The organism is Basfia succiniciproducens (genome assembly GCF_011455875.1).
GTDB lineage: Bacteria > Pseudomonadota > Gammaproteobacteria > Enterobacterales > Pasteurellaceae > Basfia > Basfia succiniciproducens.
In genome coordinates this window covers 1,358,739-1,371,635 of record NZ_CP015031.1, presented here as the reverse complement: position 1 = coordinate 1,371,635, position 12,897 = coordinate 1,358,739, and the positions used below count along the sequence as shown (strand labels likewise).

Here is a 12,897-nt window from a genome sequence, read left to right as displayed (position 1 = left end):
ACAAAAGTGCGGTTAAAAAATTTAATTTTTTTGACCGCACTTTGATCTGTTCCCGTAAATTAGGTAGTCGAATCAGTTTTTCAATCAATCAATTAATTGAATACTTGCTCCATTTTTTGACCGGCATTTTGGATATCCTTACCCACGCCTTTTGTGGTTTCACAAGCCGATAAAGTGAAAATAAACGCACCGGCGACTAATAATGCCATAATCTTTTTCATAATTTGCACCTCTTTGTTGGGTTGATGTATTAGTTTTATTTTAATTCCGTATTTTTAGCAAGAAAATTTTCCATATTACGGTTTTTTATTAGGGGCCGTTAAACAGACTTTAATTATGCAGTTTGCCCGTTTTTTGTTTGAAATGGAAACGGCATACCGATAAATAGCGCTCATTGCCGCCGATTTGGATTTGCTCGCCGTCTTTGACCACATCGCCCCGCTCGTTTAAACGCAGCACAAAGTTCGCTTTGCGACCGCAATGGCAAATGGTTTTCAGTTCTTCCAATTGATCCGCCCAGGCTAACAAATATTGGCTTCCTTCAAATAATTCAGCCTGAAAATCCGTACGCAAGCCATAACAAAGCACAGGGATATTCAATAGGTCAACTACATCAGTTAGCTGATAAACCTGTTGTTTGGTCAGAAACTGCGCTTCGTCAATGAGGATGCAATGGAGTTTTTCCGAAGCTAAATGCCTTTTTATTTCTTCAAATAGATTGCTTTCTCTATTGAATAATTTAGCTTGTTGGCTAATGCCGATGCGGGATGTTACCCTGCCGGCGCCAAAGCGATCGTCAATCGCCGCGGTATAAACCAAGGTGTTCATATTGCGCTCGTTATAGTTATAGGCGGATTGCAGCAGGGTAGTGGATTTCCCTGCATTCATTGTTGAATAGTAAAAATAAAGTTTTGCCATAATTTAAAAGTGCGGTTAATTTTTTATTATTTTTTAGGTTAGGGTCCGTTTATAAAAGATAAACGAACCCTAAATTGCTTCAAGTTCGATCATCGGCCAGCGAGGTTTCACTTCGATAGCAAGGTCGGCGCGTTCGCCGTGTTTCAAACGCAGATAACCCACATAAGAAATCATTGCGCCGTTATCCGTACAAAATTGCGGGGCGGGATAAAAGACCCGTCCTTTTAAATCGTCCATCAGGTTTGCAAGCCCTTGACGAAGCTGTTTATTGGCACTTACTCCGCCGGCGATCACTAAACGTTTATAACCGGTTTCCTTTAACGCGCGTTTGCATTTTATCGCAAGAGTTTCCACTACGGCGGTTTGGAAGGCATGGGCAATATCCGCTTTCGTCTGCTCGCTGAGTTCGCCTTCGTTTTTAATTGCCTGATTAATGGTATTGGCGGCAAAGGTTTTCAAACCCGAAAAGCTGAAATCCAATCCGGGGCGATCCGTCATTGGTTTCGGAAAAACAAAACGTCCGGCACTGCCTTTTTCCGCCAAACGGGAAAGCGCCGCACCGCCAGGATAATCCAAGCCCAATAATTTCGCCGTTTTATCAAAGGCTTCGCCGGCGGCATCATCAATGCTTTCGCCCATTACTTCATATTTGCCGACACCCTCAACTTTGACTAATTGGGTATGACCGCCGGAAACAAGCAGCGCAATAAAGGGAAATTGCGGTCTGTTGTCGGCATCTTCCAACATCGGCGCCAATAAATGTCCCTCCATATGATGAACGCCGACAGCAGGCACGTTCCAGGCATAGGCGAGCGAACGGGCGATGGTGGAACCGACCAATAACGCACCCACTAATCCCGGACCGCAGGTATAGGCAATGCCGTCGATATCTTTTGCGGTTAAATTCGCTTCCTGCAATGCAGCTTCAATTAACGGAGCGGTTTTTCGGATATGATCGCGCGAAGCAAGTTCGGGCACAACGCCGCCGTAATCGGCGTGCAGCGCAATTTGCGTATAAAGCTGGTTGGCAATCAGCCCTTTGTCTTCATCGTAAATAGCGACGCCCGTCTCGTCGCAAGATGTTTCGATTCCTAAGATTCGCATGGATTTTCTCTTAATTTAAAAAGTCTTAAAAATTTGTGGCAAATTCTACCGCACTTTTCATTGTTTGTTGAGCGTTAAAGCGGTGTTTGCTCATAAAACAACAAATCAATACTTTACTTTTGCTATGAATTTGGATTAAAATTGGCGACCTTATTGAGTAAGTTGCTCAGTAATTTTGCAAAATTAACTTAACTTATTATCAAATTATTTTAGAGGTGATGGCTTATGCCAGTAATTAAAGTACGTGAAAACGAATCATTTGACGTTGCATTACGTCGTTTTAAACGCTCTTGCGAAAAAGCGGGTATCTTAGCAGAAGTTCGCAGCCGTGAATTCTATGAGAAACCGACTACAATTCGTAAACGTGAGAACGCGACTCGTGCAAAACGCCACGCTAAACGCGTAGCTCGTGAAAATGCTCGTAATACACGTTTATATTAATTAGATTTTTAATTTAATTAAACTCGAGTTCGACAAACCGTGAAACCCTGAAACAGAATTGAGCAAGGGAATCACGGTTTTGTTCATTGTAGTCTTCATTAATTTCCTTATCTTGTTTGAGGTTGGCTAATGGGCGTTCCGATTCCCCGTTCATTCATTAACGATATACTGGCTAAAGCTGATATAGTGGATGTAGTCAATTCACGGGTAAAACTCAAAAAAGCCGGCACGAATAATTATCAGGCTTGCTGCCCTTTTCATCATGAGAAAACCCCTTCTTTTACCGTAAGTAAAAATAAACAATTTTATCATTGTTTCGGCTGTGGTGCCCATGGTAATGCTATCGGTTTTTTGATGGAATACGACAAACTCGAATTTCTGGAAGCGGTGGAAGAACTGGCTAATTTCCTCGGTTTAGAGGTTCCCCGCGAAGCCGGCAGTGATAAAAAATTCGAGAAATCTCAACCGCACTATCAAAATAAACGCAATCTTTATGAATTGATGCATGATATTGCCGAGTTTTACCGGCAGCAATTGCCTCATAGTATTCCCGCTCAAGCCTATTTGCAGAAGCGGGGATTGTCGGAAGAAGTCATCGAACGTTTTGCCATTGGTTTTGTACCCGACAGTTTTAATGCGGTGTTACGCCGTTTCGGTACCACAAAAGCGGAACAGCAAAAATTATTTGATTTAGGTATGCTTTCCCGCAACGATCGCGGTGATATTTATGATCGTTTCCGTAACCGAATTATGTTTCCTATTCGTGATCGTCGGGGTAGAACCATCGCTTTCGGCGGACGGGTTTTAACTGATGAGCGGCCGAAATATCTGAATTCGCCGGAAACGCTGACTTACCATAAAGGTAATGAAATTTACGGGCTGTATGAGGCGCTGCAAATCAACGATTTGCCTGAAATGCTGCTGGTTGTGGAGGGCTATATGGATGTAGTGGCGCTGGCGCAGTTCGGGGTAAATTATGCTGTTGCTTCATTGGGTACTGCAACTACTGCAGAGCAGATTCAACTGATATTCAGAGCATCGGAACAGATTGTCTGTTGCTATGACGGCGACCGAGCGGGACGGGAAGCAGCATGGCGGGCGTTAGAGAATGCCTTGCCTTATTTACAGGATGGTCGTCAGTTAAAATTTGTTTTTCTGCCCGACGGCGAAGACCCGGATACCTATATCCGCCAATACGGAAAAGATGCTTTTGAGGACTATATTCAAAAAGCGCTTTCGTTAAGCGATTTTATGTTTACGCATTTGATCGAACAGGTTGATCTTTCCAGTAAAGAGGGGAAAAGTAAGCTTGCCGCTTTAGCCGTGCCGTTGATTAAACGGATTCCGGGGCAAATGCTGCGTTTATATTTGCGCAATATTCTGGCGCAAAAACTGGGGATTATCGATCAAACCCAATTAGAAAGCTTAATTCCAAGCAAGATTGAACAACCGGAAACAGCGATTGAAAAAAGTCCTGCGGTTAAACGTACGCCGATGCGTCTGTTAATCGGTTTGTTGCTGCAAAATCCGCAATTGGCACAGTTAGATTATGATTTAGAGCCGTTAAAAAGCCTAAATGAGCCGGGATTCGAGCTGTTTTATGCATTAACAAAATTATGTCGTGACAATATGGGGATTACCATGGGGCAAATTCTTGAGTATTGGCGAGACTCACAATACAGTAAGCCCCTTGAAATTTTAGCGATTTGGGATCATTTAGTAACGGATGATAAAATCCAGGAAACATTTTTGGAAACCTTGCTTTATCTTTATGTCCGGTTTACGGATCAAAATATCGAAAGGTTGATTGCTAAGGATCGTAGTACCGGTTTATCCCCTGAGGAAAAACAAGAGCTGGCACAATTATTAGCCCGACCACAACAAAATAATAGTTAATCAACCGTAACAGTGGTAAAATCAGACGTATTTTATCTTTCATATAACTAATGAATCAAAGGCGGACGTCATATATGGATCACAATCCACAATCTCAATTGAAATTGTTAATCGCCCAAGGGAAAGAACAAGGTTATTTAACTTATGCAGAAGTAAATGATCATCTTCCTGAAGAACTTGTTGATACGGATCAAATTGAAGATATTATTCAAATGATTAATGACATGGGTATCCAAGTGCTGGAAAGCGCACCTGATGCCGATGATTTAATGTTGAGTGAAACCATTGCCGATGAAGATGCGGTGGAAGAAGCGACTCAGGTATTGTCAAGTGTTGAAGCGGAATTAGGCAGAACAACGGATCCGGTGCGTATGTATATGCGTGAAATGGGAAGCGTTGAATTATTAACCCGCGAAGGCGAGATCGATATTGCAAAACGTATTGAAGACGGCATTAATGAAGTACAAAGCGCTGTTGCAGAATATCCGGAAGCTCTGGATTATTTACTGAAACAATATGAACAAGTTGAAGAAGGTTCGGTTCGTTTGGCTGATTTGATCACAGGTTTTGTTGATTTGAATGCGGAAGAAGCAAGTGAAGAAATTTCTGATTTAGAGGAAGTGCTTGATGATGAAGACGGCGATATTCCGGCGGATGCGCTAAATGATGAGGAAGAAGACGAAGAGAGCGATGAAGGCGATACCTCAACAGACGATAGCGATAATTCTATTGATCCTGAAGTTGCTCGTGAAAAATTCTCCGCATTAAAAGATCAATGTGTTAAAACTTTAGAATTTATTGAAAAATACGGACGCACCGATAATAAAGTAAAAGAACAGATTCAAGTTTTGTCTGATATTTTTACTCAATTCCGTTTAGTCCCTCGCCAGTTCGATACGTTAGTGTTGTCAATGCGCAGTATGATGAAACAAGTTCGAGCGGAAGAACGTCAAATTCAACGCCTTGCTGTGGATTATGCGAAAGTGCCGAAAGATGATTTCCAAAAGGCCTTTATCGGTAACGAAACCTCTGAACAATGGTTGGAAGGCTTGTTGCAAAGCAAAAAAGCTTATGTAGAAAAATTGCAGCAACGGGCACCGGAAATCAGTAAATCTATCGTGCGTTTACAGCAGGTTGAAACGGATACGAAATTAACCGTTCAACAAATCCGCGATATCGGCGAACGTATTGCTCAAGGTGAGTTGAAAGCCCGTCGCGCCAAAAAAGAAATGGTGGAAGCGAACTTACGTTTAGTGATTTCTATTGCGAAAAAATATACCAATCGTGGTTTACAATTCCTGGATTTGATTCAGGAAGGTAATATCGGTTTGATGAAAGCGGTAGATAAATTCGAATATCGCCGCGGTTACAAGTTTTCAACTTATGCAACCTGGTGGATTCGTCAGGCGATTACCCGTTCTATTGCGGACCAGGCGCGCACCATTCGTATTCCGGTGCATATGATCGAAACCATTAATAAATTAAACCGTATTTCCCGTCAAATGTTACAGGAAATGGGCCGTGAGGCTTCACCTGAAGAGTTGGCTGAACGTATGGGAATGCCGGAAGATAAAATCCGTAAGGTGCTTAAAATAGCCAAAGAGCCAATTTCAATGGAAACTCCGATTGGTGATGACGACGATTCGCATTTAGGTGATTTCATTGAGGACAGCACCTTGGAATTACCGTTAGATTCCGCAACGGCACAAAGCCTGAAAGTTGCCACTCATGAAGTACTTGAAGGTTTGACCCCGCGTGAAGCGAAAGTTTTGCGTATGCGTTTCGGTATTGATATGAATACGGACCATACTCTTGAAGAAGTGGGTAAACAATTTGATGTAACCCGTGAACGTATTCGTCAGATTGAAGCAAAAGCATTGCGTAAATTGCGTCATCCAAGCCGTTCGGAAACGTTGCGCAGTTTCCTAGATGAATAATCTATAAAAAATAAGGTTCGGTTTTCCGGACCTTATTTGTTTGAAAAATCGACGATTATCGACCGCACTTATAGACTTCATTCCAATATTTCAATATAATCACCTGGCTTTTAACGAAAGCGCATTTCTTTTGCCCCCATAGCTCAGTTGGTCAGAGCAGGCGACTCATAATCGCTTGGTCACAGGTTCAAGTCCTGTTGGGGGCACCATTTATTATTCTGCCTTTCAATTTTCCCGCTATATCGGATAACAATTCGGTAATAAAAAAACCGACTAAGTCGGCTTTTAAAGAATATCAATCGCGGAAGTTATTAAACTGGAAAGGTTGTCCTAATTCGGCACCTTTAACCAATTGAATCGCGGCTTGAAGGTCATCGCGGGATTTGCCGGTTACACGAACCTGTTCGCCCTGAATTTGCGTTTGCACCTTTAATTTGCTGTCTTTAATCAGCTTTGTGATTTTTTTCGCCGTTTCGGTTTCAATGCCTTGTTTTAACTTCACTTCTTTTGAATATAATTTGCCGTGATGTTCGCTTTCCGTCGGAATATCTAAGGATGTGCTGTCGATATTACGTTTAATACAGGCGCCGATTAGAATTTCAATTAACTGTTCCAATTGGAAATCCGATTCCGTAGTTAATTTAATCGTCTCATTTTTTTCATTTAATTCAATAACGGCTTCTACACCGCGAAAATCATAGCGTGTCGATAAAATACGGTTGGCATTTTCAACCGCGTTATTTACTTCGTGCATGGTAATTTCTGAAACAATATCAAATGATGGCATAATTCATTCTCCTGTTATGATAAATGCTTAATTTTTTCACCGGCGCTCAATAAACAGAGCAGGGCGGTTAAGTCGGCAAAGTTTACCACAACTTGCGCCTGTTGTTGTACTTTTGGTTTAGCGTGGAAGGCAGCGCCAAGATTCGCCTGTTTCAGCATAAGCAAATCGTTCGCACCGTCACCGATGGCAACGGTATTTTCTAACGGAATATTAAATTCGCGGGCTAAACGTTTTAAAGTGTCCGCTTTATATTGAGCGTGCACGATATCGCCTTTTACCCGCCCGGTGAGCTTGCCGTTTTCAATGTCGAATTGATTTGAAACGGCGGCATCTAAGTTCAGTAATTCTTTCAGATAATCGGCAAAATAAGTAAAACCGCCGGAAGCGATGGCAACCCGCCAATTATGTTGCTGTAATATCCGTACGGTTTCTTTTAAGCCGGGCATTAAAGGCAATTGCAGGCGAACTTCCTGTAAAATTGTTTCCGGCGCATCTTTTAATGTACTTACCCGGCGGCGTAAACTTTGCTCGAAATCCAATTCGCCGCGCATAGCCGCCGCAGTAATCGCCGAGACTTCTTCGCCGGTGCCGGCTAATTTTGCAATTTCATCAATACATTCTATTTGAATTGCTGTTGAATCCATATCCATCACAAGTAACCCCTGTTCCGCAAGGTTCGCATTAAAATCAATTTTTGCCGCGTCAAGGGTGAGATCGTGGGCATGGGTTTCATAGCTTTTTTGCCAATGTCCTTTTAATAACACGACAATATTATGCAGATTATTCCAGCAATCGAAAATTTGAAAATTTTCACCGCACTTTTGTTGGAAAGCCTGAAGTTTTGCAGGTTCTAAGTTGGTGCCGAATAAAATAAAATAATCCCGGCCTTCGGTTTGGGGCTGATTGTTGATTAATTTATTAGGGAAGGGGGAATAATGTTGTTTGATGTCTTTAAGAGTCAGATTAATGAATTCGCTTGTTTGCATAAATTAACGGATCCTATGATATTATTATGATAATCTTAGTTTATGTGTAAACTTTATCATAATACTATCGCTTTCAGTTTTTGGGGAACATAATTTGCATATAATTAAAGAAAAATTGGCGAAATCCTTAATGTTTGTTGTGATTATTGCCCTTTGCATCACCGTAATGAGCATTATTTTGTTTGGTATAAATCAGTTTAAAATCGGCTCTCAGTTGGCGAGTGTGAATCAGGTATCCAATCTTTCTCACTTATTGGTTCGCCAACAGGCAAATTTATTTTCCATGTTATTGGTAAATAATGCCGGAAATGAACAGCTCACGGATAATCTCGAAAATCTGACCAAAGATAAATTTGTGTTGGATGCCTCAATTTACGGCAAAAACGGCGAATTACTGGCACAAACCCGTAATACTTTAGATTTGCGCGAACAATTAGGATTAAACGAAGAGAGTTCAAAACATCATGTAGTGAATCGGCAACAAATTGTGGAGCCCATTTATTCTCCAAACGGTATTGAAGGTTTTTTACGGGTGACCTTTGATTCAAAATACGGACAAACGACACAAAATAAGATCAATCAGATTTTCCACCGTTTATACGGAGAATTAATTATCGTATTTCTGGCCGGGGTTATTCTGGCAAGTTCCGTTCATTATTTTTTAAGCCATTATCGCCGTGCGCGTCGCAGTCAAATAACGGAACAAATCAATACGGTAAAAGAAATCAAAAACAGTTCCGCTTTAGTTTTTCACCGTCGCCGCAGAAGATACCGTTAGTGTCGGATTGCTAATTCAGGATAATAAAAAACCGCAACTAAAAGTGCGGTTTTATTTATTCGATTTTTTAAAGCTTTAAAAATTACGCTAATTTTTTGATTTGAGCAACTAATTTAGATTTGTGATTAGCCGCTTTGTTAGCATGGATTAAGCCTTTAGAAGCCATACGGTCTACAACTTTTTGCATTTCTACAAATGCTGCTTGAGCAGCTGCTTTTTCACCTGCTGCTACTGCTGCGTATACTTTCTTGATGTATGTACGCATCATTGAACGTTGACTTGCGTTGTGTTGACGGCTTTTTTCTGATTGAACCGCACGTTTTTTTGCTGACTTGATATTAGCCAAGGTCAAACTCCTAAGAATTTCTGTAATTAAACGAACATAAAATAAAGGCGTAAAATATGCCCTTTTTATGCAGGTTTGTCAATGATTAATTAAGTAATTTCTGTTAGTTTCGGTGAGACACAACCGAATGTTTCCACCGTTTTGAGTGTCGCTGTAAGCCGTTAAGCGATGAAATTAACGATGTGGGCGAGATTTTATCAGTTTTTTTGCTTAGAATATAGCGTAAAAATGAAATTTCTATACAATTAGGCAGAAATTTTATATTTGAAAATATTTTTATTAATAAGGCTATATTTTGAGCAAACGACTTTTAAAATCAGGCATCATTGTAAGTACAATGACGCTGTTATCCCGTGTTTTAGGTTTAGTACGGGATGTGGTAATCGCTAATATTATCGGAGCGGGAGCCACGGCCGACGTTTTTTTATTTGCTAACAGGATTCCTAATTTCCTGCGTCGTTTATTTGCCGAAGGGGCATTTTCTCAGGCGTTTGTACCTGTGTTGGCGGAATACCAAAGATCAGGCGAATTAAGCAAAACGCAAGAATTTATCGGTAAGGTTTCGGGAACGCTTGGCGGCTTGGTTTCTATCGTGACCTTACTTGCAATGGTCGGATCGCCCGTAGTCGCGGCGATCTTCGGTACCGGTTGGTTTATTGATTGGATCAATGACGGACCGAATGCCGAAAAATTTACTTCCGCTTCATTGTTATTGAAAATTACCTTTCCTTATTTGTGGTTTATTACTTTTGTGGCGTTATCCGGTGCTATTTTAAACAGCCTGGGTAAATTCGGCGTGATGTCGTTTTCCCCGGTGCTGTTGAACATTGCGATGATTACTACCGCACTTTTATTGGCACCTCAAATGGAATCCCCGGATGTCGCTTTAGCTATTGGTATTTTTATCGGCGGATTGCTGCAATTTTTGTTCCAGTTGCCTTTTTTGAAAAAAGCGGGTCTATTAGTTCGCCCGCGTTGGGCATGGAATGATGAAGGTGTAAAAAAAATCCGTACATTAATGATTCCCGCGTTGTTCGGGGTTTCCGTTAGTCAGATTAATTTATTACTGGATACCTTCATCGCCAGTTTTTTAATGACCGGTTCCATCAGTTGGCTTTATTATTCCGATCGTTTGTTGGAATTCCCGTTGGGCTTATTCGGCATTGCAATTTCTACCGTGATTTTGCCGACTCTTTCCCGTCAGCATGTCAACCGCGCCGACGACGTGCAAAAAAGTGCGGCGGACTTCCGCGCCACTATGGATTGGGGCGTTAGAATGATTTTATTGTTAGGCGTGCCGGCGACTATTGGTATTGCGGTATTGGCTCAACCTATGTTGTTGGTGCTTTTTATGCGCGGGCAATTTAGCTTAACCGATGTGCAGGCGACCTCTTATGCGCTGTGGTCCATTAATGTGGGCTTGTTGAGTTTTATGCTGATTAAAATTCTGGCTAACGGTTATTATGCCCGACAAGATACGAAAACACCGGTCAAGATTGGGATTATTGCTATGATTAGTAATATGGTATTTAATTTACTGGCTATTCCTTTCAGCTATGTGGGGCTTGCTATGGCTTCGGCAATGTCGGCAACTTTAAATGCCTATTTATTATATCGAGGATTAGCTAAAGCCGATGTGTATTGTTTCACGAAGCAAAGTGCGGTCTTTTTTTTGAAAGTTTTAGCGGCGGCTTTGGTTATGGGAACGGTAGTTTGGTATTTTAGTCCGCAATTAGTAATATGGAACGAGATGGCATTTTTGACTAAAGTCATCCGGTTAGCCGAGTTAATTCTGATTGCCGCATCAAGTTATTTACTGATGTTGGTAATACTAGGTATTCGTAAACGTCATTTGCTTGCCCGTTAAATTTATTATCCTTAATAAGAAGAAAATATGTTTTACCTTATTGCCGCCGTGCTAATTTGGGCGAGTGCGTTTATTGCGGCTAAATTCAGTTATACCATGTTTGATCCGGCGCTAACCGTGATGTTACGTTTAATTTTATCCGCCTTGTTAGTGCTGCCGACATTTTTCCGTAGCTATCGGAAAATCCCAAAACAATACCGCTTGCAATTATGGGGATTGGGCTTGTTAAATTTCCCGGTGGTCCTGTTGTTGCAATTTACCGGCGTGCATTATACCTCGGTTGCCAGTGCGGTAACCATGCTCGGCACGGAGCCTTTGGTAGTCACTTTATTAGGTCATATTTTCTTTCATAAACCGGCAAGATTACTGGATTGGTTATTAGGAATAGTTGCCTTAACAGGCATCGTTTTTGTAGTTTATGGTTCCGAACCCGGCGGAGAAGTGACTTTATTAGGCTGTACGCTGGTATTACTCGGCAGCATTGCCTTTTCATTTAGTATTCATTTGGCGCAAAGCGTTATGAAAGCGGTCGAGGCAAAAGCCTATACGGATGTGATTATTATGACCGGGGCGATAAGCTGCGTTCCATTTTCTTTATTATTGATACAAGATTGGCAAATTCACCTTAATATCGAAGGTATTTCAGCGATCCTTTATCTAAGCGTCGGCTGTACATGGCTGGCTTATCGTCTGTGGAGTAAAGGGTTACGGGTTTCTTCGGCAAATACCGCCAGCATTTTAACGACCTTAGAGCCGGTATTCGGTGTATTATTAGCTATTTTATTATTAGGCGAACATCTTACTTTAACCACTTTATTTGGTATTTGCTTAGTGATTAGTGCGGCGGGTATTTCCGTATTATCGTCGATGCTGATTAACTACATTAAAAATAAAGTCACTATATTGTAGGCAAATCATGCTTTTTCAGATTATTGCCACGCTCATCTGGGCGAGCGCTTTTATTGCGGCAAAATATACCTATGAAATGATGGATCCGGTGTTGATGGTGCAATGTCGTTTTTTTATCGCTTCGATCATCATGTTACCAGGTTTTTTTGCCGCTTATAAACGAGTGCCGAAAGATCGCTTAAAAATAATGTGGCTGCTGGCACTGATTAATTTTCCCCTGATGTTTTTATTGCAATTTATCGGGCTTTATTTTACTTCCGCCGCCAGCGCGGTCACTATGCTGGGTATGATCCCGTTACTGACCGTATTAATAGGTTTTTTGTTTTTTAAACGACGAATTAATAAAATCGATTTATTGCTAAGTTTGGTTGCTTTGGCAGGCATTATTTTAACTGTTGTCGGAGGCGGAGAGGATAATCTCATTAATCCGTGGGGCTGCCTGTTAGTGTTGGGGTCCGCCGTATCATTTTGCTTTTGTTTATATTTATCGAAAGATATTATGCAGGAAATGGCGCCGAAAGATTATACCAACGTATTAGTAATTTTAGGCAGTATTTTGTGTTTACCCTTCACTTGCGTTTTAGTACGGGATTGGTCAATTGTGCCGGGCGTTAAGGGAACGATTTCCTTGTTTTATCTGGGAATAGGCTGCACTTGGCTGGCGGTTGTATTATGGTTTAAAGGGGTACAAAAAACGCCGACCTATATTTCGAGTATTCTGACTACTTTAGAGCCGATATTCGGCGTAATCCTGGCTATTTTAATTTTAGACGAACGGCTCAGCACCGTTTCGGCAATGGGTATTTTGCTGACCTTAGGTGCGGCGGCGGTTTCCGTATTAATTCCCGTTTTAATGAAAAAAAGCCCGTAAACTTACTGAGCGGTTTAGTTTATCCCGACCTTTAATCTTAGTTAATTTATGCGTATA

Annotated in this window: 13 protein-coding genes and 1 tRNA gene; 8 read left to right on the top strand and 6 right to left on the bottom strand. The window is 41.4% G+C overall.

Translation table 11 applies throughout. The annotated features are described in order from the left end of the window. Positions 1-92 precede the first annotated feature (92 nt). From A4G13_RS06165 to tsaD, 3 genes are all read right to left on the bottom strand, one after another. Positions 93-221 (bottom strand): entericidin A/B family lipoprotein, encoded by a 129-nt coding sequence (locus A4G13_RS06165; RefSeq protein WP_041639950.1) that lies wholly within the window; start codon positions 219-221, stop codon positions 93-95. A 109-nt stretch (positions 222-330) separates the two neighbouring features. Next, a complete protein-coding gene (locus A4G13_RS06160; RefSeq protein ID WP_090656486.1) occupies positions 331-918 on the bottom strand; it encodes a thymidine kinase in 588 nt (195 codons plus the stop codon). Positions 919-987: 69 nt separating this feature from the next. Next, complete coding sequence (gene tsaD, locus A4G13_RS06155) at positions 988-2,022, bottom strand: tRNA (adenosine(37)-N6)-threonylcarbamoyltransferase complex transferase subunit TsaD (protein WP_090656483.1); 1,035 nt, start codon at positions 2,020-2,022, stop codon at positions 988-990. 225 nt (positions 2,023-2,247) lie between these two features. Between tsaD and rpsU the strand changes: the two genes are divergently transcribed. The 4 genes from rpsU (at position 2,248) to A4G13_RS06135 (ending at position 6,505) form a co-directional block, all read left to right on the top strand. Then, complete coding sequence (gene rpsU, locus A4G13_RS06150; RefSeq protein WP_005717672.1) at positions 2,248-2,463, top strand: 30S ribosomal protein S21; 216 nt, start codon at positions 2,248-2,250, stop codon at positions 2,461-2,463. A 129-nt stretch (positions 2,464-2,592) separates the two neighbouring features. Then, entirely contained in the window at positions 2,593-4,359 is a 1,767-nt protein-coding gene (dnaG, locus tag A4G13_RS06145; protein ID WP_090656482.1) for a DNA primase, read from the top strand. Positions 4,360-4,433: 74 nt separating this feature from the next. Beyond that, on the top strand, positions 4,434-6,296 hold the full coding sequence (gene rpoD, locus A4G13_RS06140) for an RNA polymerase sigma factor RpoD (protein ID WP_243739725.1): 1,863 nt from the start codon (positions 4,434-4,436) through the stop codon (positions 6,294-6,296). A 132-nt stretch (positions 6,297-6,428) separates the two neighbouring features. Beyond that, positions 6,429-6,505, top strand: a tRNA-Ile gene (locus A4G13_RS06135). A gap of 86 nt (positions 6,506-6,591) precedes the next feature. On the opposite strand, the gene A4G13_RS06130 is transcribed toward A4G13_RS06135, so the two are convergent. Then, a complete protein-coding gene (locus tag A4G13_RS06130) occupies positions 6,592-7,083 on the bottom strand; it encodes a YajQ family cyclic di-GMP-binding protein (RefSeq protein ID WP_011200925.1) in 492 nt (163 codons plus the stop codon). Positions 7,084-7,097: 14 nt separating this feature from the next. After that, positions 7,098-8,069: a phosphoserine phosphatase gene (serB, locus tag A4G13_RS06125; RefSeq protein WP_011200924.1), complete on the bottom strand. Its 972-nt coding sequence runs from the start codon at positions 8,067-8,069 to the stop codon at positions 7,098-7,100. A gap of 94 nt (positions 8,070-8,163) precedes the next feature. Here serB and A4G13_RS06120 point away from each other — a divergent pair, with 94 nt between their 5' ends. After that, positions 8,164-8,847, top strand: coding sequence for a YtjB family periplasmic protein (locus A4G13_RS06120; RefSeq protein WP_011200923.1), 684 nt, complete (start codon positions 8,164-8,166; stop codon positions 8,845-8,847). A gap of 82 nt (positions 8,848-8,929) precedes the next feature. Here A4G13_RS06120 and rpsT read toward each other — a convergent pair whose 3' ends face one another. After that, positions 8,930-9,193 (bottom strand): 30S ribosomal protein S20, encoded by a 264-nt coding sequence (gene rpsT, locus A4G13_RS06115; protein ID WP_011200922.1) that lies wholly within the window; start codon positions 9,191-9,193, stop codon positions 8,930-8,932. 295 nt (positions 9,194-9,488) lie between these two features. Here rpsT and murJ point away from each other — a divergent pair, with 295 nt between their 5' ends. Genes murJ through A4G13_RS06100 form a run of 3 tightly spaced genes read left to right on the top strand, consistent with a single transcriptional unit; the run spans position 9,489 to position 12,840 of the window. Further along, complete coding sequence (murJ, locus tag A4G13_RS06110; RefSeq protein ID WP_011200921.1) at positions 9,489-11,060, top strand: murein biosynthesis integral membrane protein MurJ; 1,572 nt, start codon at positions 9,489-9,491, stop codon at positions 11,058-11,060. A gap of 27 nt (positions 11,061-11,087) precedes the next feature. Next, positions 11,088-11,969 (top strand): DMT family transporter, encoded by an 882-nt coding sequence (locus A4G13_RS06105; RefSeq protein WP_090656477.1) that lies wholly within the window; start codon positions 11,088-11,090, stop codon positions 11,967-11,969. A 7-nt stretch (positions 11,970-11,976) separates the two neighbouring features. Then, positions 11,977-12,840 (top strand): DMT family transporter, encoded by an 864-nt coding sequence (locus A4G13_RS06100; protein WP_090656475.1) that lies wholly within the window; start codon positions 11,977-11,979, stop codon positions 12,838-12,840. Positions 12,841-12,897: the final 57 nt, after the last annotated feature.

Coding starts and splice junctions, on each gene's coding strand:
- A4G13_RS06165 (WP_041639950.1), bottom strand. CDS start 221: ATGAAAAAGATTATGGCATTATTAGTCGCCGGTGCGTTTATTTTCACT.
- A4G13_RS06160 (WP_090656486.1), bottom strand. CDS start 918: ATGGCAAAACTTTATTTTTACTATTCAACAATGAATGCAGGGAAATCC.
- tsaD (WP_090656483.1), bottom strand. CDS start 2,022: ATGCGAATCTTAGGAATCGAAACATCTTGCGACGAGACGGGCGTCGCT.
- rpsU (WP_005717672.1), top strand. CDS start 2,248: ATGCCAGTAATTAAAGTACGTGAAAACGAATCATTTGACGTTGCATTA.
- dnaG (WP_090656482.1), top strand. CDS start 2,593: ATGGGCGTTCCGATTCCCCGTTCATTCATTAACGATATACTGGCTAAA.
- rpoD (WP_243739725.1), top strand. CDS start 4,434: ATGGATCACAATCCACAATCTCAATTGAAATTGTTAATCGCCCAAGGG.
- A4G13_RS06130 (WP_011200925.1), bottom strand. CDS start 7,083: ATGCCATCATTTGATATTGTTTCAGAAATTACCATGCACGAAGTAAAT.
- serB (WP_011200924.1), bottom strand. CDS start 8,069: ATGCAAACAAGCGAATTCATTAATCTGACTCTTAAAGACATCAAACAA.
- A4G13_RS06105 (WP_090656477.1), top strand. CDS start 11,088: ATGTTTTACCTTATTGCCGCCGTGCTAATTTGGGCGAGTGCGTTTATT.
- A4G13_RS06100 (WP_090656475.1), top strand. CDS start 11,977: ATGCTTTTTCAGATTATTGCCACGCTCATCTGGGCGAGCGCTTTTATT.